We start from the raw sequence: 16,047 nt of genomic DNA on the forward strand, positions 1-16,047 counted from the left end.
GGCCTCCGGCATCCGGGACATCGGATCCAATACCCAGCCCGGGACTGGATCCGGTAACCGGTATCCAGGAGACCGGATCCGATATCCAACCCAGACCGGATCCAACCTCCGCGATACCGGATCCACCGTCCAGCCCCTTACCGGATCCGCTCTCCGGGGTATCGGATCCGATATTCAGCATCCGAGGTCCGCACCCCTACCCCTCACCCTCACCCCCTCCCCCGCCCACGCGGCCCACGCGCACCCCCCTGCGCGCCCCCCATACGTGCCCGCGAACGGGTCGGATCCGGCCAGTTCGCCTCGCGGAGGCGGGCCTTCGGGCCGTCGAGGGCTCGGTGGGGCCGGACCGCCGGACCTCCCGGGCGATCCCCTCGGGGGGACCCCCTCCCCGGCGGTGAGGGGTGACAAGGGTTTTCCCCGTATCGCGTTCACCTCCGCGTTCCCTACTGTCCTCCGCACCGGCGGATATCATCCCCCGCATCGCACCTGACAGGTGCATGCGGGGAGACCGCCGCCGGTGACGGCCTTGACCCGGGCCGTCGGCGCCGGTGGCGGCGCACGGGCTCCCCAGCCCAGGGAACACGGCCGCGACCCCACTTCGCACCGTGCCTCCCGCGCCGCCGCCACTGCCCGCAACCACGTCGTACTCGAAAGGGCCAATCACTTTGAACGGTTCCAGGCGGAGAGTCATATCCGTGGTCGCCACCGCCGCGATCATCGGTGCCGCTGTCACCACTACCGGGGCGTTCGCCGCCGCTCCGGCCGCTCCCTCGCCGAAGCCGGCTCCGGCTCCGGCTTCGCAGACCATGCGGGCGCTCCCGAGCGCTCCGGTCGAGAAGGTCATCGTCACCTACAAGAGCCAGGCCGCCGAGGCCGGTTCCAACTCGGCCGCGAAGACCGACACCGCCGAGAAGGCCGCGAAGACGGGCGAGGAGCTCTCCTTCGAGCGCCGCCTCTCCGGCGGCGGCGCCCTGGTCGACCTGGGCGACTCCGCCTCTCCGCAGGACGTGAACGAGGTCATGGCCGCTTTCCGCGCCGACCCGTCCGTCGCCACCGTCGAGCCGGACGTCCGCGCCTACGCCATGGCCGTGACGCCGAACGACACCGACTACGCCAAGCAGTGGGACCTCGTCGAGGCCACCGGCGGCATGAACGTCCCGTCGGCCTGGGACAAGACGACCGGCTCGGGCGTCACCGTGGCCGTCATCGACACCGGCTACGCGGCCCACACGGACCTGGCGTCCAACGTCGTCGCCGGCTACGACTTCATCTCCACCTCCACCGACGCCCGCGACGGCAACGGCCGGGACGCGGACGCCAAGGACGAGGGCGACTGGAACGCCACCGCCGGCGAGTGCGGCACCGGCTCCACGGCCTCCAACTCCTCCTGGCACGGCACCCACGTGGCGGGCACCATCGCCGCGGTCACCCACAACTCCAAGGGCATCGCGGGCATCGCGTACAACGCGAAGATCCAGCCCGTGCGCGTCCTCGGCAAGTGCGGCGGCTCGTCCTCCGACATCGCCGACGCCATCACCTGGGCCTCCGGCGGCACCGTGTCGGGCGTCCCGGCCAACCCGACCCCGGCCAAGGTCATCAACCTGAGCCTGGGCGGCGCCAGCTCCACCTGCCCGAGCGTCTACCAGACCGCGATCAACGGCGCCGTCTCGCGCGGTACCACCGTCGTCGTCGCCGCGGGCAACAGCAACGCCAACACCTCTGGCTTCACTCCCGCGAACTGCTCGAACGTCATCACCGTGGCGTCGACCAGCCGCGAGGGCAACCGGTCGTACTACTCCAACTACGGCACCCTGGTGGACGTGTCCGCCCCGGGCGGCGAGACCCGCCGCGCCACCGACACGCCCGGCACCGTCACCACCCCCGAGAACGGCATCTACTCCACGCTGAACTCGGGCACGACGACCCAGTCGGCCGAGAACTACAAGCCCTACCAGGGCACCTCCATGGCCGCGCCGCACATCGCCGGCCTCGCCGCCCTCCTGAAGTCGGCCAAGAGCACCCTCACCCCGGCCGAGATCGAGTCGGCGATCAAGAACAACGCCCGCCCGCTGCCCGGCACCTGCTCCGGCGGCTGCGGCACCGGCATCGCCGACGCGGCCAAGACCGTGGACGCGGTCACCGGCACCACCCAGCCCGGCACCGTCTTCACCAACGCGAACAATGTGACGATCTCCGACAACACCACCGTGTCGTCCTCGATCGCCGTCACCGGCCGCACCGGCAACGCCCCCGCCACCCTCAAGGTCGGCGTGGACATCAAGCACACCTGGCGCGGGGACCTGGTCGTCGACCTGGTCGCCCCCGACGGCACGGTGCGCAACCTGAAGGCGTCCTCCTCCTCGGACAGCGCCGACAACGTCATCGCGACGTACACGGTCGACGCCTCCAGCGAGGTCGCCAACGGCACCTGGAAGCTTCAGGTCCGCGATGTGGCCTCGGGTGACACCGGCTACATCGACTCCTGGAGCCTCACCTTCTGAGCCACCGCTCCACCGACGTAACACCACCCCCCACACCAGCATCATCGCTGGTCAGCGACACCCCCGTGGTCTACACCACGGGGGTGTCGCGCAGTTACGGAAGGGACCGCGCACGGTGCCGGGTGTCCGTATGCCGGACAAGGCCCCTGGACGGAACGGGTGGGCTCCGTATCCTCTGCGCAGGGCTCATGGGCGGGGCCCACGGGCGGAGGTGGCGACCAGGTGACGACGGTTCCGAACGGCCCCCTGCCCGCACGCACCCCCGGCACGGCCGGTCCCCCGGCCCCGGTGGGCCGCGAGGAGCTGCTCAGCCGCCTCGAATCCGTCCTCCACGCACGCGGCCGCGCCCTGCTCACGGGCCCCGCCGGCGTCGGCAAGACCGAGGTCGCGCTGGCCGCCGCCGCCCGGGCCGAGGCCCGCGGCGAGACCGTGCTGTGGCTCGCCGCACTCCCCGCCGACCGCGCGATTCCCGGCGCCGCCGCGGCCGCCCTGGTGGCCTCCGTCGCGGCCACCGTCGCCTGGCCGGGCCCGCGCTCCGAGTCGGTTCCGCGCGCGGAACCGGCCGCGCGCCCGGAGCCGGGAGCCGGTGAGGACCTCCGGTCCGGCATCCCCGCGCGCTCCGCCGCGGACGCCCTCCCCTCCGGGGTCTTCGCCTCCGGCGTCTTCGACGACCTGCCGGGGCCGCAGCGCACCGCCGTCGCGATGCTCTGCCGCGAGGCACCCATCCAGCAGGGCGGCTGGGACCCGATCGCCCTGCGCCTGGGGATCGCCCGCATCCTGCGCGTGCTGACCTCGCGGGGGCCGGTGCTGCTCGTCGTCGACGGCGCCGAGTTCCTCGACCCCGACAGCACCGACCTGCTCCGCTTCGCCCTGCACCTCGCCCCGCCGTCGCTGCGGGTGGTCGCGGTCGAAACCCCCGAGCCGTACGGGGACACCCACCGCGCCGACGAGCCGGACCCCGGCACCGGCGCCGGCGGACTCCCCGGCCGGCCGGGCGCCGGACACTCGGCGCACCTGTGGGTCCCGTCCGAGGCCGACCTGCTGCTGGTGCCGCCGCTCCAGGCCGACGAGATCGCCGAGCTCCTCATCCACCACCGGCTGCCGTCCCGGATGGCCGGCCGCATCCACCGCGCCAGCGGCGGCAACCCGCGGCTGGCGCTCGCCGTCGGCCGCTCCCTCGCCGACGCCCGCACGCCCGTCCACCACGCGGAGGCACTGACCCTCTCAGGCCGTGCCCGCGACCTCGCCCGCCAGCTCCTGGGCGCCGCTCCCCCTCCGGTCCGGGCCACCCTGCTGCTCGCGGCGCTCGCGCTGCGCCCGTCGGCGACGCTGGTGCGGCGGGCCGGACGGCCCAACGCCGAGGCGGACCTCGCGGCGGCCGAGCGGGCCGGCCTGGTGTCGCTCGCCGAGGACGGCTCGCTCGTCTTCACCGCCGGGCTGCTGCCGTCCACGCTGGTGCACGACGCCTGCTGGGCGGAGCGCAGCGCGGGGCACGCGGCGCTGGCCGAGGTCGTGGACGACCCGGTGGAGGCGGTACGCCACCGGGCGCTGGCCTCCGACCGGCCGGACGAGGAGCTGGCCGCCGAGGTGGCGGCCGCCGCGGAGACCGCCCGGCGCCGCGGGAACAACGCGCTCGCCGCCGAACTGGCCCTGCTGGCAGCCGAGTCGACGCCCGGCCGGGATGGGGCGCGGCGGATCGCCCGCCTCGTGGACGCGGCCGAGGAGGCGGCCCGGGCCGCCCGCGCCGACCTCGCGATGCGGGCCACCACCGACCTGCTCGCCCGGGACGCCTCCCCCACGGACCGGGTGCGGGCCCGCCTCGCGGTCCTGGACACCGCCGGGCAGGGCCTGACCGACCTCGACGACATGTACGTGCACGCCATGGAGGACTCGGAGGGCGAGACCGCGCTCCGGGCCGCCGTGCAGCTGCGCCTGGCCGTCAAGTACGTGCTGGCGGACGGCGATCCGGAGCGCTCGCGGACGGCCGCGATGGAGTCCGCGGCGCTCGCCGCGTCGGTCGGCGACCCGCGCACGGCCGCGCAGGCGCTGACCGTCCAGGCGCGCATGGAACGGGCCCTCGGCTCCCCCGACTCCGAACCGGTGCTCGCCCGCGCCCGCGAACTGGAGCTGACCGAGCGGCCGCTGGGAATCCGCAACGCCGCCCAGATCCTGACCATCCGTCACGCGCTCTTCGACGACCGGCTCAACGACGCCCGGGACGAGCTGAACGCGCTGCTGCCGCTGGTGCAGCGGCGCGGATCGGTCGAGGACGCCATCGAGCTGTTCCGTACGCTCGCGGAGATCGAGTCGCGGATCGGCGCCTGCGCGGCGGCGCTCGCGCACGCGGGCCAGTCACTGGCGCTCACCCTCGAAGCGGGCCTGTCCCCCGGCCCCGCCTGGTACGCGCTGGCGCTCGCCGAGACGGCCGGCGGCAGCCTGGGCCGGGCGGCGAGCTACGCGCGACGCAGCGTGCAGGCCTCGGAGGAGGAGGGCGACCGGGTCTTCCTCTCGCGCAGCCGGTACGCCCTCGGACGGGTCCAGCTGATCAACGGCGACGTGGCGGCGGCCCTGGAGACGCTGCGCCGGGTGCAGACCGACGAGCGGGCGCAGTCGACGGTCGACCCGTCGATGCTGCGCTGGCACGAGGAGCTGGCGGAGGCACTGCTCGCCCACGACGCCGTCGAGGACGCGCTCGCACTGCTCGCCGAGGTGCGTCCGGTCGCCCAACGACTGGGGCGTACCACGGTGTTGCTGGGCTGCGACCGGGCACAGGCGCTGTGCCTGGCCGCGGAGGGCCGGACGGACGAGGCGGCGGAGCTGCTGACCGGGACGGCGGGGCGGTTCGCGGAGGCGGGCCTGCCCCTGGAGCAGGGCCGGGCGCTGATGGCGCTGGCCCGGGTGGAGCGCAAGCGGCGGCGCCGCTCGGCGGCGCAGACGGCGCTGCACGCGGCGGCCACGATCTTCGAGCGGGCGGGGGCGGTGCCCTGGCTGGCGCTGACCTCGGAGGCGCCGGCCGGCGAGCTGCCGGGGGCGGCGCCGGGCGGCGACGAGGTCACCACGGCGCTGGCGTCGCTGACCGAGGCGGAGCTGCGGCTGGCCCGGCTGGTGGGCCAGGGCGCCTCGAACCAGGAGGCGGCGGCCAAGCTCTTCCTCAGCGTCAAGACGGTGGAGGCGCGCCTGACCCGCATCTACCAGAAGCTGGACGTCCGCTCCCGCGCCCAGTTGGCGACTGCGCTCCGCCCCTGAGGCGGACGGAGCGCCCGGGCTCGCGTCAGGCGCGGTGGAGGGTCACGTACGCCCCACGGGCGGTGACGCCCTCGGCGCCGCCGGGGGTCCACTCGGCGGTGACGTGGCCGAGGAGGACGGCGCCGTCGCCTTCCGCGTCTCCCGTGCCGTCCGTGTCGTCCGGCCGCAGGACGCGACGGAAGCGCAGGATGAGGGGCTCGGCGGCCTCGCCCACGCGGACCCGGACGTCGGTGTGGCCGCCGCCGTCGACGGCGTCCAGCGCCTCGGCGTCCCCGGTGGTGACGGCCGCCGCGTCGAGGGCGGCGGCGACGGTCCGGTCGACGGCGTCGCTGACGGACTGGTGCTGCGGCACCGTCCGCCCGGCGAGCATCGCGTACAACTGGCCGACGAGGACCGGGTCGTGGGCGCCGTCGTAGATCCAGCGGGTGCCGAGGACACCGTGCTCGGAGGTCCCGATGAGGGCGTGCTCGGCGCCGTCGAGGGGCTTGCCCCGGTACGTCAACGGCACCAGGTACGTCACCGCCTCCGGGCCCTCGCCGTCGGAGACGGCCATGAACTCGATGCCCACCTCGCCCTCGGGGTCGTCGATCCGGAACCCGCCCGCCTTCACCGGCAGCGGCCCCCGCGGCCCGGCGGCGTACCACGCGCGGGTCGGCAGCCAGTCGGCGATGAGCTCCAGCTTGGTCGGCCGCATCGTGGTGTGGTGGATGAGGGCCATGGCAGGGTCGCTTCCTCTCCTCGGGACCGGGAGCCGTCAACGTAACAGAGCGGACGTCAGGTCGTTTCGGGCCGGGGCGTCCCTCTCCGCCGTCGGCGACCGGGCGCCCGTCGGCACGGCCTTCGTCATGCCGCTCGCCACGGCGGGCCCGGCGACCGTGACCCCCGCGCACGGCCGCCGGACCGGGCTTTCAGCGCCGCAGCCGGCCGCTCATGACGAGCCGCACGTTCCGCAGCCGGGCCTCGACGTTGGCATGGGCGGACCGGGGAGCGAGCCCTCCGCCGACGGGCCCGGACGGCACGGGCGTTCCGGGCGGGAGGGGCACCGTTCCGGGCGGCACCGGTGTCCCGGGGGGCATGGGCGGTCCGGGCGGCAGAGGCGTTCCGGGCGGGGCCTGTGCCGGCTCGCCCCGGCCCTCCCGTACGAGGACGTCCTCCAGCGCCTCCCCGAAGCCGAGGCCCACGGCGTAGGCGTCGGCCTTGAACTCGGCGTGCCGGTGCAGCCAGGCGACGAGCGGCGGCGCGACCGCGACCGGTACGACCAGCCACCACATGCCCTGTACGACGGTGAGGCTGAAGACCAGCCAGCCGATCATCAGGGTGAGGCAACCACCGCAGGCGAAGCCCGCCTTGTTCCTGACGCCGAAGAGGAACACGATCAGCGTCAGGATCAGGCGTCCCGCCACACGGGCCGGCATCGCGTACCAGTCGGCCAGCATCGCCGCCCAGGTGTGCCCTCCCACGTGGTGCCCGAGCTCGTGGGCGAGCACCGCGGCCAGCCGGGTGTCGGACAGCCGGTCCAGCGCGTGCCGGGTGACGGCCACGATGTGGCCCGCGGCCGCCGTCGCGTTGAGCTCGGTCCGTTCCTGGATCCAGAGCTCGTAGTTCTCCCGGTCGACCCCCGCGCGCCGGGTGACCTGCTCCCACACCGCGTCGAGCCGCCGAGCCTCCTCCGCCGAAGGCCTCCGCATCCCGAACAGCCGCTGGGCGATGGCCTTCTCGACCCGCCGGTTGAAGACGAGCGGCCCGGAGAGCAGCCAGACGATCGGCAGGACGACGCCGAGGGCGATGTGGACGATCGCCGACAGCACCGTGACGACACCCAGGCTGATGATCCCGATCGGCACCGTGAGCAGCAGATGCGACAGCGCGGCGCCGTCGATCCCGCGCTGACGGGCCTTCACCAACCGTCGTCCGGTGTCCATTTCGAGGTCGTCGCGCCGCTCGTCGGTCCCCTCCCCGTACGGGACGGAAGGAGGCGGCGCGACACCCGGCGCGACGGGGTACGCCGGAGCGGGCAGGGCCTCACCCGGGTGCGGCGGGGCGGGGGCGGGCCCGGGAACCGGGACCGCCGCGGGCGGTGCAGCCCCGACAACCGGGCCGCCCGGGTACGCAGGAGGGCCGGGCTCGGAGTACGCCGGAGCCACCTCCCCCGGATACGCCGGGGGTTCCGACCCCTGACGCGGAGGGCGCGCGGTCGGCCCGGGGAGCGGGGTGGCCGGGTACGACGCCCGGGGGTCGACCGGGCGGGCCGACGGCGGCGCCGACACCTCCGGCACCCGCCCGGCCACTTCGGGGCCACCACCCGGGTAGGGCGGGGCCGCCTCGCCGGGATCGGCCGCCGGACCGGGCGCGGGGTACGGCGGGGGCGTCTCACCGGGATACGCCGGAGCCTCGCCGGGGTACGCCCGGGGACCCGGATCGCCCGGGTACGGCGGGGCCGGATCGCCCGGGTACGGCGGCGGACCCGACTCCGGGTACGGCGGGCTCGGCTCGCCCGGATACGGCGGCGGACCCGAGTCCGGGTACGGCGGGGCCTGCTCGCCCGGGTACGGCGGGGCCGACTGACCTGGATACGCCGTGGCCGAATCGCCCGGATACGGCGGCGGACCCGACTCCGGGTACTCCGGAGCCGACTCTTCCGGGTACGCCGGAGCCGTACCGCCCGGGTACGGCGGGAGGGGCTGCTGCGGGCGGGGCGGGGGTGTCTCCGCCGGAGGGGCGGGTGCGGGCGGTTCCGGGTGGGGCGGGGGCGCTGCGGGGTCGGCCATGGCGGTGTCTCCTGGAGTGGTGTGCGGTCCGGGGCGGGGGCGGCGGGTCAGCCGGCCAGGAGGGCGCCCGGCAGCAGGACCAGGGCCACGGTGAAGCCGGCCATGCCGGCCCGCAGCCAGCCGTACTTGATCGAGACGATCCGGCTGTTCTCGACGAGGGAGCCGAGGACGGCGGCGTCCGGCGTCCGGTCGGTCTCCCGCAGCGCCTCCTCCAATGCGGCCAGGCCGTGGCGCGCGGCGCCCTGGATGTCGGCGAAGTGGGTGAGCGGCGTGCCGGGGCTCCAGTCGACGGCGCGGTAGCGCGGGACGACGGCCATGAGCAGGGCGATCAGGGAGACGAGGAAGCACGCGGCGCCCGCCCACCACATCACCTGGCCTACGACGGCGAGCTGCGAGGGGTGCCAGCCGCGGACGGCGAGCACGCCCACGAGCGCGGCCGCGGCCATGCCCTGCGCGGCCACGAGCACGGAGCCCTTGGTGTCGGCGCGGGCGGCCTCCAGGCGCACTTCCGCCAGGAGGCGTTCGGCCGTCCTCCGGCCCGGCACCGGGGCGGGCACCGCGCCCGGCTCCGCGCCCGGCCCCAACCCCGGCTCCGGCTCCGGTCCTGTCGCCGGCACCGTGCCCGTCCCTGCCGCCGGTCCTGTCACCGGCACCGCCGCCGGGTCCGGGGCGCTCATCGCGGCGGCCTCGGGGGCGCGGGGTAGCCGAAGACGGGCGGGTCCGCGGGCGGGGGCGGGACGGCGCCGTCCTCGGTGGGCGGCGGCGGTGCCTGGGGCGGGATCGGGCCGGGCCCCGCCGGGGTCGTACCGGTCTCGGGGGCCGCGGCGACGCCCTCGGCGCCGCCGGGCGGCAGCTGCTGTACCCCGCCCTGGTACAGCTTGGCGCTGAGGACCTCCTTCATGACGTTCGCCGCGAGCCGCCGCGGCTCGTCCATCTGGTGCTCTTCCAGGCCGCCGGGCCCGCCGCCCAGCGCCTGGAGGGCGACTTTGAGCTGGTTGTCCATCAGGCGGAGCTGGTCCGTCCGAAGGTTCTCCATGATGAGGCGTGTGTCCTCGGGGTGCCGGGCGAGCTGGAAGGCCATGGCCGCGGGGCCGCCGCGCTCCAGGTAGTACGTGTAGAAGTCGATCTTCTGCGCCTCGATGGCCTGGAGTTCGAGCTCCTGGTGGCCGCGGGCGAGCCGGCGCTCGTGGTCGAGGGCCTGGCGTTCGAGTTCGACCTGGTGCTGCTGCCGGCCCTGCGTGAGGGCGCGCTGCGCGGCCAGTTCGTCCTCGCGCATGAGGAGGACGTGCTGGGGTTCGAGCTGCTGGCGGGCGAACTCGATCTCCCGGAGCCGACGGGCCTGTTCGAGGGTCGCCTCGTCGCGCCGGATCTGCAGGGCGCAGTGGACGGCGAGCCCGGCCCCCGCGCCGATCGGTCCCGCTCCCTCGATGGCCTTGCGGGCGTGGAGTTCGGCGGCGGCGCTGTCCTCCATGGTGTAGCCGCGGAGCACGGGCCGGACGATCTGCTCGACGGAACGCTGGACGAGGGCCGGTACGTTGCGCTCGCCGCTGGCGACGAACGCGGCGGGGTCGGTCACCTGCCAGGTGCAGTCGAGGGAGACCTCGAAGAGGAAGGCGTCGTTCTGGCTGGCGAGGGTGAGCGGGGCGGTCGCCTCGTGGCGGCCGGTGTCGACCTCGTACACGCTCGTCCAGCGGCGGGTCGCGAGCTCGGTGCGGCTCGGCCGGCTCGGCGGCAGGAAGGCGTCGAGCGCTCCCTGCGGGGTGGTGAAGACGAGCGCGTGGTCGATGCGGGTGGCCCGCAGGGGCTTGAAGCGGGACAGTTCCTGGATCGTGATCACGGGGTCGACGAGGACGGTGTGGCGGTTGGCGTCCTGCTGCCACTGGGGCGGCTGGCTCATCATCGTGACGCTGCTCCTTGAAACGGTTCGTACGTCGCGGTCGGCCTCGGCGGAGGCCGCCCGCCCGGGGATGCGCACCGGTGGGTCACCGGGAGAGGGAGGGCCGGAGGATCTGGAGGTTCAGGAGGAGGCTGAGGGGGCTGACGAGGCTGAGGGTCCTGCGGGGCCCGAAGCGGCCGGTGTGCGCGGCCCGGCCAGCCCCGCGCGCAGCCGGAGGGCGACGGCGACCGGTACGGCACCGAGGCCGGCGTCCACCGGTTCGGTCCGGAGGTTCTCCAGGAGGTAGGCGAGGCGCCGGTGGTCCTCGACGGAGACGGCGAGGAGCGGCAGCAGCCCGGCGAGCGCGGCCTCTGCGCCCGGGTCGGAGTCCGCGGCCCGCACCCAGACGCGCAGCGCGTGGAGCCCGGACGCCGAGCAGACCGGGTCGTTGAGGACGCTCCGCCAGAGCGCGGCGAGGGCCTGGCGCAGCGCGGCCCCGTCCGTGCCCGGGGTGGGGTCGGCCCGGCCGAGCAGGTCGAGCAGGAGCGGGCGGCCGAAGCCGTCGGGGCCGTCGGTGGGGCCGCAGGCGTGCACCATGGCGCGCAGGACGAAGTCGCGCGTGGTGCCGCGGGCGAGTCCCGGCAGGTCGACCCACAGGTCGGCGGCGGCGCTCCAGTCGCCCCGTCCGGCGGCCTCCTGTCCGCCCGCGAGGAGGAGGGCGGCGGCGGACTGGGCGAGGTCCTCGCGTTCCTCCGTCCAGCCGCGTACGGGCCCGCCGCGCGCTTCCATGCCCCGGACGGCCTCGGTGAGGGCGAGCAGCGCCTCGTGGGGGAAGGCGTCGCCGACGAGGGCGTAGGCGCGGACGGCGGTCCAGCGCAGCCGGTGGTCGGGGGCGGTGCACCACTCGGCGAGGATGCGCGAGACGTGCGGGGCGCCGAGGTGGTGGGCGAGGGCGAGGGCGTTGGCGGCGGCGAGCCGGGCCCTCAGGCGGCGGTCGCCCGCCCAGCCGCGGACGAGGAGGGCCATCGCGGACGGCAGGTCCGCCTCGGTCATGACCGCGGCGGTGGCGGCGGCCCTGGTGCGGACGACGGGCCTCGGGTCGTCGGCGAGCCGCCGCAGCCAGTCGACGAGGGCGGGGCGGGCCGAGGGGTGGCCGGTCCAGACCTCGCGGAGCAGGGTGAGCGGGGTGAGCTTGTCCCGGAACTGGACCTTGGTCTGGAGCACCGGCCCCCACTCGGTCTCCTCCGGTTCCTGGTACCGCTCGGCGAGGGCCTGCTCGACGCGCTGGGCGCTGGAGGTGCCGAAGACGGGGATGCGGGCCGGCTCGCCGGGGTTCTCGATGCGCTGGAGGAGCCCGTAGAGGACGTCCCCGAGTTCGGCGGTGAGCGGGTAGGGGGCCTCGTCGAAGGTGGCGAGGGCGATCAGGAACGCCTTGTCGTGGAGGGTGTGTTCGGCGCTGTCGAACCAGGCGCGGACCTGCCGTTCGGCGGCGATGTGGCCGAAGGAGCCGAGCGCGGCGAGCGTCACCGTGCCGCGCGCGTGGCCGGCGACGTGGTCGGCGAAGCGGGCCGTCTCGGCGACCGGTCGGTGTTGGGCGAGGACGGCCTTGACCTCGGCGAGTCCGAGGAGTTCGGCCACGTGTCGGCCGGCCAGGTCCTTGGTGCGCAGGTGGCCGGCGAGGAGGGCCTCGGGCTCGGGCGGCCTCCAGGGCACGTGGCCGGTGCCGGTGGGGACGACGGGGTGTGGTCCGGTGACGAGGACGAGGTGGCCGCCGGTGGTGTGGAGCCGTTCGCTGAGGGCGCGCAGGTGGTGTTCGCGCAGGGGGCGTTCGGCGGTGGCGGCGAAGTCGGCGACGAGGTGGCCGCAGCCGTCGCGGAGTTCGGCGGCGAGCCGGCCGGCCCCGAGCCCCGGGTCGAGGGCCCGGTAGGAGCGGGAGCCCGCCTCGCGCAGCAGCATGAGGGCGGCGGCGCGGCGTCCGGTGGTGGCCGGTCCGGAGAGGATGACGACGCGGTGCTTCCGGAGCGCGTCGAGGGCGAGCCCGAACGGCCCGTCGGCCTCCTGGCCCTCCCCGTCACCGCCACCGTCCCCGGCGCCTTCCCGGTCTTCCCGGCCTTGCCGGTCTTCCCGACCTTCCCGGTCTTGCCGACCCTCACGGCCTTCTCCGCGCGGTCGTACGAAGTACGCGGCCAGGGACTCGACTTCGGCGACGGGGATCTCGCCGGAGCGCTCCTCGGTGTCGCCGCCGTAGTGGTACTCGACCTTGCTGCCGAGGATGACGTCGCCGGTGACCTGCCCGCCGCTCACCCCGTGCTGGTCGCCGCCGACGACGGAGCCGCCGACGCGGGCGGAGCGGCCGAGCATGAAGGCGGGGCTGTGCCGGTAGAGGTCGCGGCGGGAGTGCCAGGCGTGCTCGGTCTCGGTGTCGGCCTCTTCGTGCTCCTCGTGCGCGCCCACGGCGGGGGCGCCGTCGGACTGCGGCGGGACGGCCGCCCCGGTGTACGGCGCCGCGCCCGGCTCCCCGGGGGCGGGAGGCTGCTCCTGCGGGGTGCTCACGCCTGGCTCCCTTCCGCGCCGTCGGCGCCGTCGGCGCCGCGCGGGTCCCGGTGACGGCTGCCGCCGAGGACGACGTCGCCGTGGACGGTGCCACCGCTCACCCCGTGCTGGTCCCCGGCGACGAAGGAGCCGTGGACCACCGGGTTGCCGTGGAAGTGGAAGACGGGCGCGGGTCGCCCGGCGGCGGTCGAGGCGGCCTCGGCCCGAGGGGCGGGGGCGGCGGGTTCCGTGTGCGCGGCCGGTTCCGTGTGCGCGGCCGGGCCCGCGGGTGCGGCCGGGCCCGTGTGCGTGGCCGGGCCCGCGGCACCCTGGTGGATCCAGGCGGCCAGCACGCCGTCCTTCACCACCACGTCGGCGGGCCGGAACAGCTCCGGCCTGACGCCCCGGTGCCCGTGCCGGACGATGCCCTGGTAGACGGGCTCGCTGACGGCGAGGACGGCGTGCTCGTCGGGGCGCGCGGCGAGGGCCGTGCGCAGGACGTCGGCGTCCAGCAGCCGGCACGCCTGGTTGAGGTCGTGGCCCACGACGCCGCCGGTGGTCCCGGCGTGCGGGTCGTGGGCGACCTCGCCCACGGCGAGGACCATCCGCAGCCGCATCTGGGCGCTGTCCGAGGCCAGCAGGTTGTGCTCGTGGAGCAGGTCGCGCGCGGTGGTGAGGAGGGCGCGCAGCAGCGCGGTCTTGGCCACGTCGCCGCTGAGGAGCACGATGAGGCCGTCGCCCCGGTCCTCGCGGTACTGCTGGGTGGGCTCGACGCCGGCGGCTTCCAGCGTCTGGTCCACGATCGTGTTCAGGCCGCGCCGCAGCACGGCCTGCACCACGTCGTCGCGACGGCTGAACCTCTCGATGTCGAGGAGCAGGATGGTCCGGTTGACAGGCTCGCGCATGGACGCCTTCCACTGGTGACAGGGCCTTCGAGGGGCCGTGGGGTCATCGCGACGATGTCAGTCGCGGGGCGACGGGGGCGACGGCACCGGGCACACCCCGAATGTGACCGTGTGCACAGAAGGGCACCCCGGAGGTCGGCGCGCGGGGGCGCCCGGCGGCTCTCAGCTGGTGCCGGCGCGCGCTATCCGGCGGAGTACGTCAGGTCGTACGACGACGAGGCCGCGCCTGCCCGTTCGGACGATGCCGCGTTCGCGCAGCTGCTTCAGGAGGCGGGCGACGGCCTCGCGGGAGGCGCCCACGGAGCCCGCGAGTTCGCTCTGGGTGAGTCCGGCCGTGAGCTGGACGCCGTCGGCGGACTCCTCGCCGTGCGTGCGGATGAGTTCGAGGAGCAGCAGCGCGAGGCGTTCCTGCACGTTGAGCGAGGCGTACTGGACGCGGCGGCGGTCGCTGTCGCGGGTGCGGTCGGCGGTGAGGGCGAGCAGCTTGCGGGCGATGCCGGGGCGTTCGTCGAGCAGGGCGCCGAAGCGGTCGGCGTCGAAGGCGAGGGCGTCGACCTGTTCGAGGGCGGTGACCGTGGCGCCCCGGGGGCGGCCGCTGAGGAGGGCCTGTTCGCCGACGATGTCGCCGGGGCCGCGGAGGGCGAGGAGCGCTTCGTACCCGTTGGGCGCGGCGGAGGTGACCTTGGCCCATCCGGAGAGGATGACGAGGACGTGCGTGGAGGGTTCGTGCTCGCGTAACAGGATGTGGCGCGCCGGGAAGACGAGGGGGCTTCCGCTGTGGAACAGCGCCTGCCTGTCGTCGGATTCCAGCCGCGCCACGAAGGGGACCTGGTCCTCGAACTGCGTCACCTGTCTTCTCCCCGCCGGCTTCTCCGGGCCGGGCCCGTGCCCGGGACAAGCCGGGAGGTTAGCGCATCGGAGCCGGGCAATCCGCCCGTTCGGCGGCGAGGACGGCCGCCGTGGAGCCCTCGGGGCGGACGGTGAGGCCGTAGGCGGTCCGTTCCGGGCGGGCGAGGAGGCGGGGGACGGGGCCGGGCAACAGTTGTTCGAGGAGGGTGGTGGACTCCCGGAGCGCGAACTGGAGGCCCAGACAGGCGCGGGGTCCGATGCCGAACGGCAGGTAGGCGCCGGGGTGTCCGGGGCGGCGGCCGGGGGTGGTGAAGCGGGTGGGGTCGAAGTGCTCGGGGTCGGGCCAGAGTCCGGGGTCGCGGTGGGTGAGGTAGGGGCAGACGAGGAGGTCGGTCCCGGCGGGGAGTTCGTGGCCGGCGAGGGTGTCGGGCTCGGCGGCGTGGCGGGGCAGGATCCAGGCGGAGGGGTAGAGGCGGAGCGTCTCGTGGACGAGTGCCTGGACGGCACGCTGTCGCTCGGGGGAGCCGTCGGGTCCGGCGGCGAGGGCGTGTTCGCGGGCCTCGGGGTGACGGCCGAGGAGGAGGTACAGCCAGGTCAGGGTGGTGGCGGTGGTCTCGTGCCCGGCCACGAGGAGGGTGACGAGTTCGTCGCGGATGAGCCGGTCGGTGTACTCGGGGCGGCTCTCGGCCGCCTCGACCAGCACGTGCAGCAGGCCGGGGCCGTCGGGCCCGGCGCCGTCGTCCCGGGCGGCGCGGACGGCCCGTTCGGCGACGGCGTCGACGCGGGCGACGTCGGCGGCGACGGCCGCCCGGGCCGCCACCTTGTCGGCGGGCAGGCTCGGCAGGGTGGCCACGACCGCGGCGACGGCGGCGAGTTCGCTCTCGGTGCCGGGGTCGAGCGGGTGTCCGGTCAGGGCGCGCCAGATGGTGTCGAGGGCGAAGCGGCGCATCTCGGCGCCGAGGTCGAAGGCCTCCCCGGTGCGAGCGTACGCCCGCCAGCGCGCGGCGGTCTCCTGGGCGGCGGCGGTGATCCGCCCCTCGTACCGGCGCATCCCGGTTCCGGTGAACTGGGACTGGAGGAGCCGGCGTTGGCGCTGCCAGGCGTCTCCGGTGGCGGAGAGGACGCCGTCGCCGACGAGGACGCGGGCGCGGTGCGAGCGCTTGACGTACCGGTCGGGGTGGTGCGCGAGGACGTGCCGGACGGCGTCGGGGTCGGTGACGAGCACGGTGGGCGCGGCCCCGGGAGCGGCGCGGAACGCCCCGATGCCGCCGAGCCGTTCGCGGACGAGGGTGAGCAGGTCGACCAGTTCGCCGCCGTCGGCGTGCCACCGGGCGACGAGGTCGGGGTCGAGTTCGGGGATGCCCACGGCG

General features: G+C 75.4%; 10 protein-coding genes. 2 read left to right on the plus strand and 8 right to left on the minus strand.

All coding sequences use genetic code 11. The features are described 5' to 3' along the window. Positions 1-806 precede the first annotated feature (806 nt). Both ACFQ8C_RS02315 and ACFQ8C_RS02320 read left to right on the plus strand, forming a co-directional pair. The gene (locus tag ACFQ8C_RS02315) at positions 807-2,501 is read left to right on the plus strand and encodes a S8 family serine peptidase (RefSeq protein WP_383451594.1); all 1,695 of its coding nucleotides are present in this window, start codon (positions 807-809) and stop codon (positions 2,499-2,501) included. 222 nt (positions 2,502-2,723) lie between these two features. Next, positions 2,724-5,747 (plus strand): AAA family ATPase, encoded by a 3,024-nt coding sequence (locus tag ACFQ8C_RS02320; RefSeq protein ID WP_383451413.1) that lies wholly within the window; start codon positions 2,724-2,726, stop codon positions 5,745-5,747. Between the two features lie 25 nt (positions 5,748-5,772). Here the strand turns inward: ACFQ8C_RS02320 and ACFQ8C_RS02325 are convergent, their stop codons facing one another. The 8 genes from ACFQ8C_RS02325 to ACFQ8C_RS02360 all read right to left on the minus strand — a co-directional run bounded on the left by ACFQ8C_RS02325 (position 5,773) and on the right by ACFQ8C_RS02360 (position 16,043). Then, positions 5,773-6,465: a 1,4-alpha-glucan branching protein gene (locus ACFQ8C_RS02325; protein WP_383451414.1), complete on the minus strand. Its 693-nt coding sequence runs from the start codon at positions 6,463-6,465 to the stop codon at positions 5,773-5,775. Between the two features lie 190 nt (positions 6,466-6,655). Then, a complete protein-coding gene (locus tag ACFQ8C_RS02330; RefSeq protein WP_383451416.1) occupies positions 6,656-7,669 on the minus strand; it encodes a M48 family metalloprotease in 1,014 nt (337 codons plus the stop codon). A gap of 893 nt (positions 7,670-8,562) precedes the next feature. Further along, positions 8,563-9,192, minus strand: a complete 630-nt coding sequence (locus ACFQ8C_RS02335) for a Pycsar system effector family protein (protein WP_383451417.1) — start codon at positions 9,190-9,192, stop codon at positions 8,563-8,565. Further along, a complete protein-coding gene (locus ACFQ8C_RS02340) occupies positions 9,189-10,415 on the minus strand; it encodes a PE-PGRS family protein (protein ID WP_383451418.1) in 1,227 nt (408 codons plus the stop codon). The genes ACFQ8C_RS02335 and ACFQ8C_RS02340 overlap by 4 nt, the downstream gene beginning before the upstream one ends. Positions 10,416-10,532: 117 nt before the next feature. Further along, on the minus strand, positions 10,533-12,944 hold the full coding sequence (locus ACFQ8C_RS02345; RefSeq protein ID WP_383451420.1) for a hypothetical protein: 2,412 nt from the start codon (positions 12,942-12,944) through the stop codon (positions 10,533-10,535). Further along, on the minus strand, positions 12,941-13,828 hold the full coding sequence (locus ACFQ8C_RS02350) for a hypothetical protein (protein ID WP_383451422.1): 888 nt from the start codon (positions 13,826-13,828) through the stop codon (positions 12,941-12,943). The genes ACFQ8C_RS02345 and ACFQ8C_RS02350 overlap by 4 nt, the downstream gene beginning before the upstream one ends. A gap of 162 nt (positions 13,829-13,990) precedes the next feature. Next, complete coding sequence (locus tag ACFQ8C_RS02355; RefSeq protein ID WP_383451424.1) at positions 13,991-14,677, minus strand: Crp/Fnr family transcriptional regulator; 687 nt, start codon at positions 14,675-14,677, stop codon at positions 13,991-13,993. Between the two features lie 58 nt (positions 14,678-14,735). Next, on the minus strand, positions 14,736-16,043 hold the full coding sequence (locus tag ACFQ8C_RS02360; RefSeq protein ID WP_383451426.1) for a cytochrome P450: 1,308 nt from the start codon (positions 16,041-16,043) through the stop codon (positions 14,736-14,738). Positions 16,044-16,047: the final 4 nt, after the last annotated feature.

Origin of the sequence: Streptomyces sp. NPDC056503, from assembly GCF_042794995.1 — a bacterium.
In the GTDB taxonomy this organism is placed as follows: domain Bacteria; phylum Actinomycetota; class Actinomycetes; order Streptomycetales; family Streptomycetaceae; genus Streptomyces.

What these genes read in the sequence shown, in the direction of transcription:
- ACFQ8C_RS02315 (WP_383451594.1), top strand. Translation starts at nt 807, where the DNA reads ATGCGGGCGCTCCCGAGCGCTCCGGTCGAGAAGGTCATCGTCACCTAC.
- ACFQ8C_RS02325 (WP_383451414.1), bottom strand. Translation starts at nt 6,465, where the DNA reads ATGGCCCTCATCCACCACACCACGATGCGGCCGACCAAGCTGGAGCTC.
- ACFQ8C_RS02330 (WP_383451416.1), bottom strand. Translation starts at nt 7,669, where the DNA reads ATGGACACCGGACGACGGTTGGTGAAGGCCCGTCAGCGCGGGATCGAC.
- ACFQ8C_RS02335 (WP_383451417.1), bottom strand. Translation starts at nt 9,192, where the DNA reads ATGAGCGCCCCGGACCCGGCGGCGGTGCCGGTGACAGGACCGGCGGCA.
- ACFQ8C_RS02340 (WP_383451418.1), bottom strand. Translation starts at nt 10,415, where the DNA reads ATGATGAGCCAGCCGCCCCAGTGGCAGCAGGACGCCAACCGCCACACC.
- ACFQ8C_RS02350 (WP_383451422.1), bottom strand. Translation starts at nt 13,828, where the DNA reads ATGCGCGAGCCTGTCAACCGGACCATCCTGCTCCTCGACATCGAGAGG.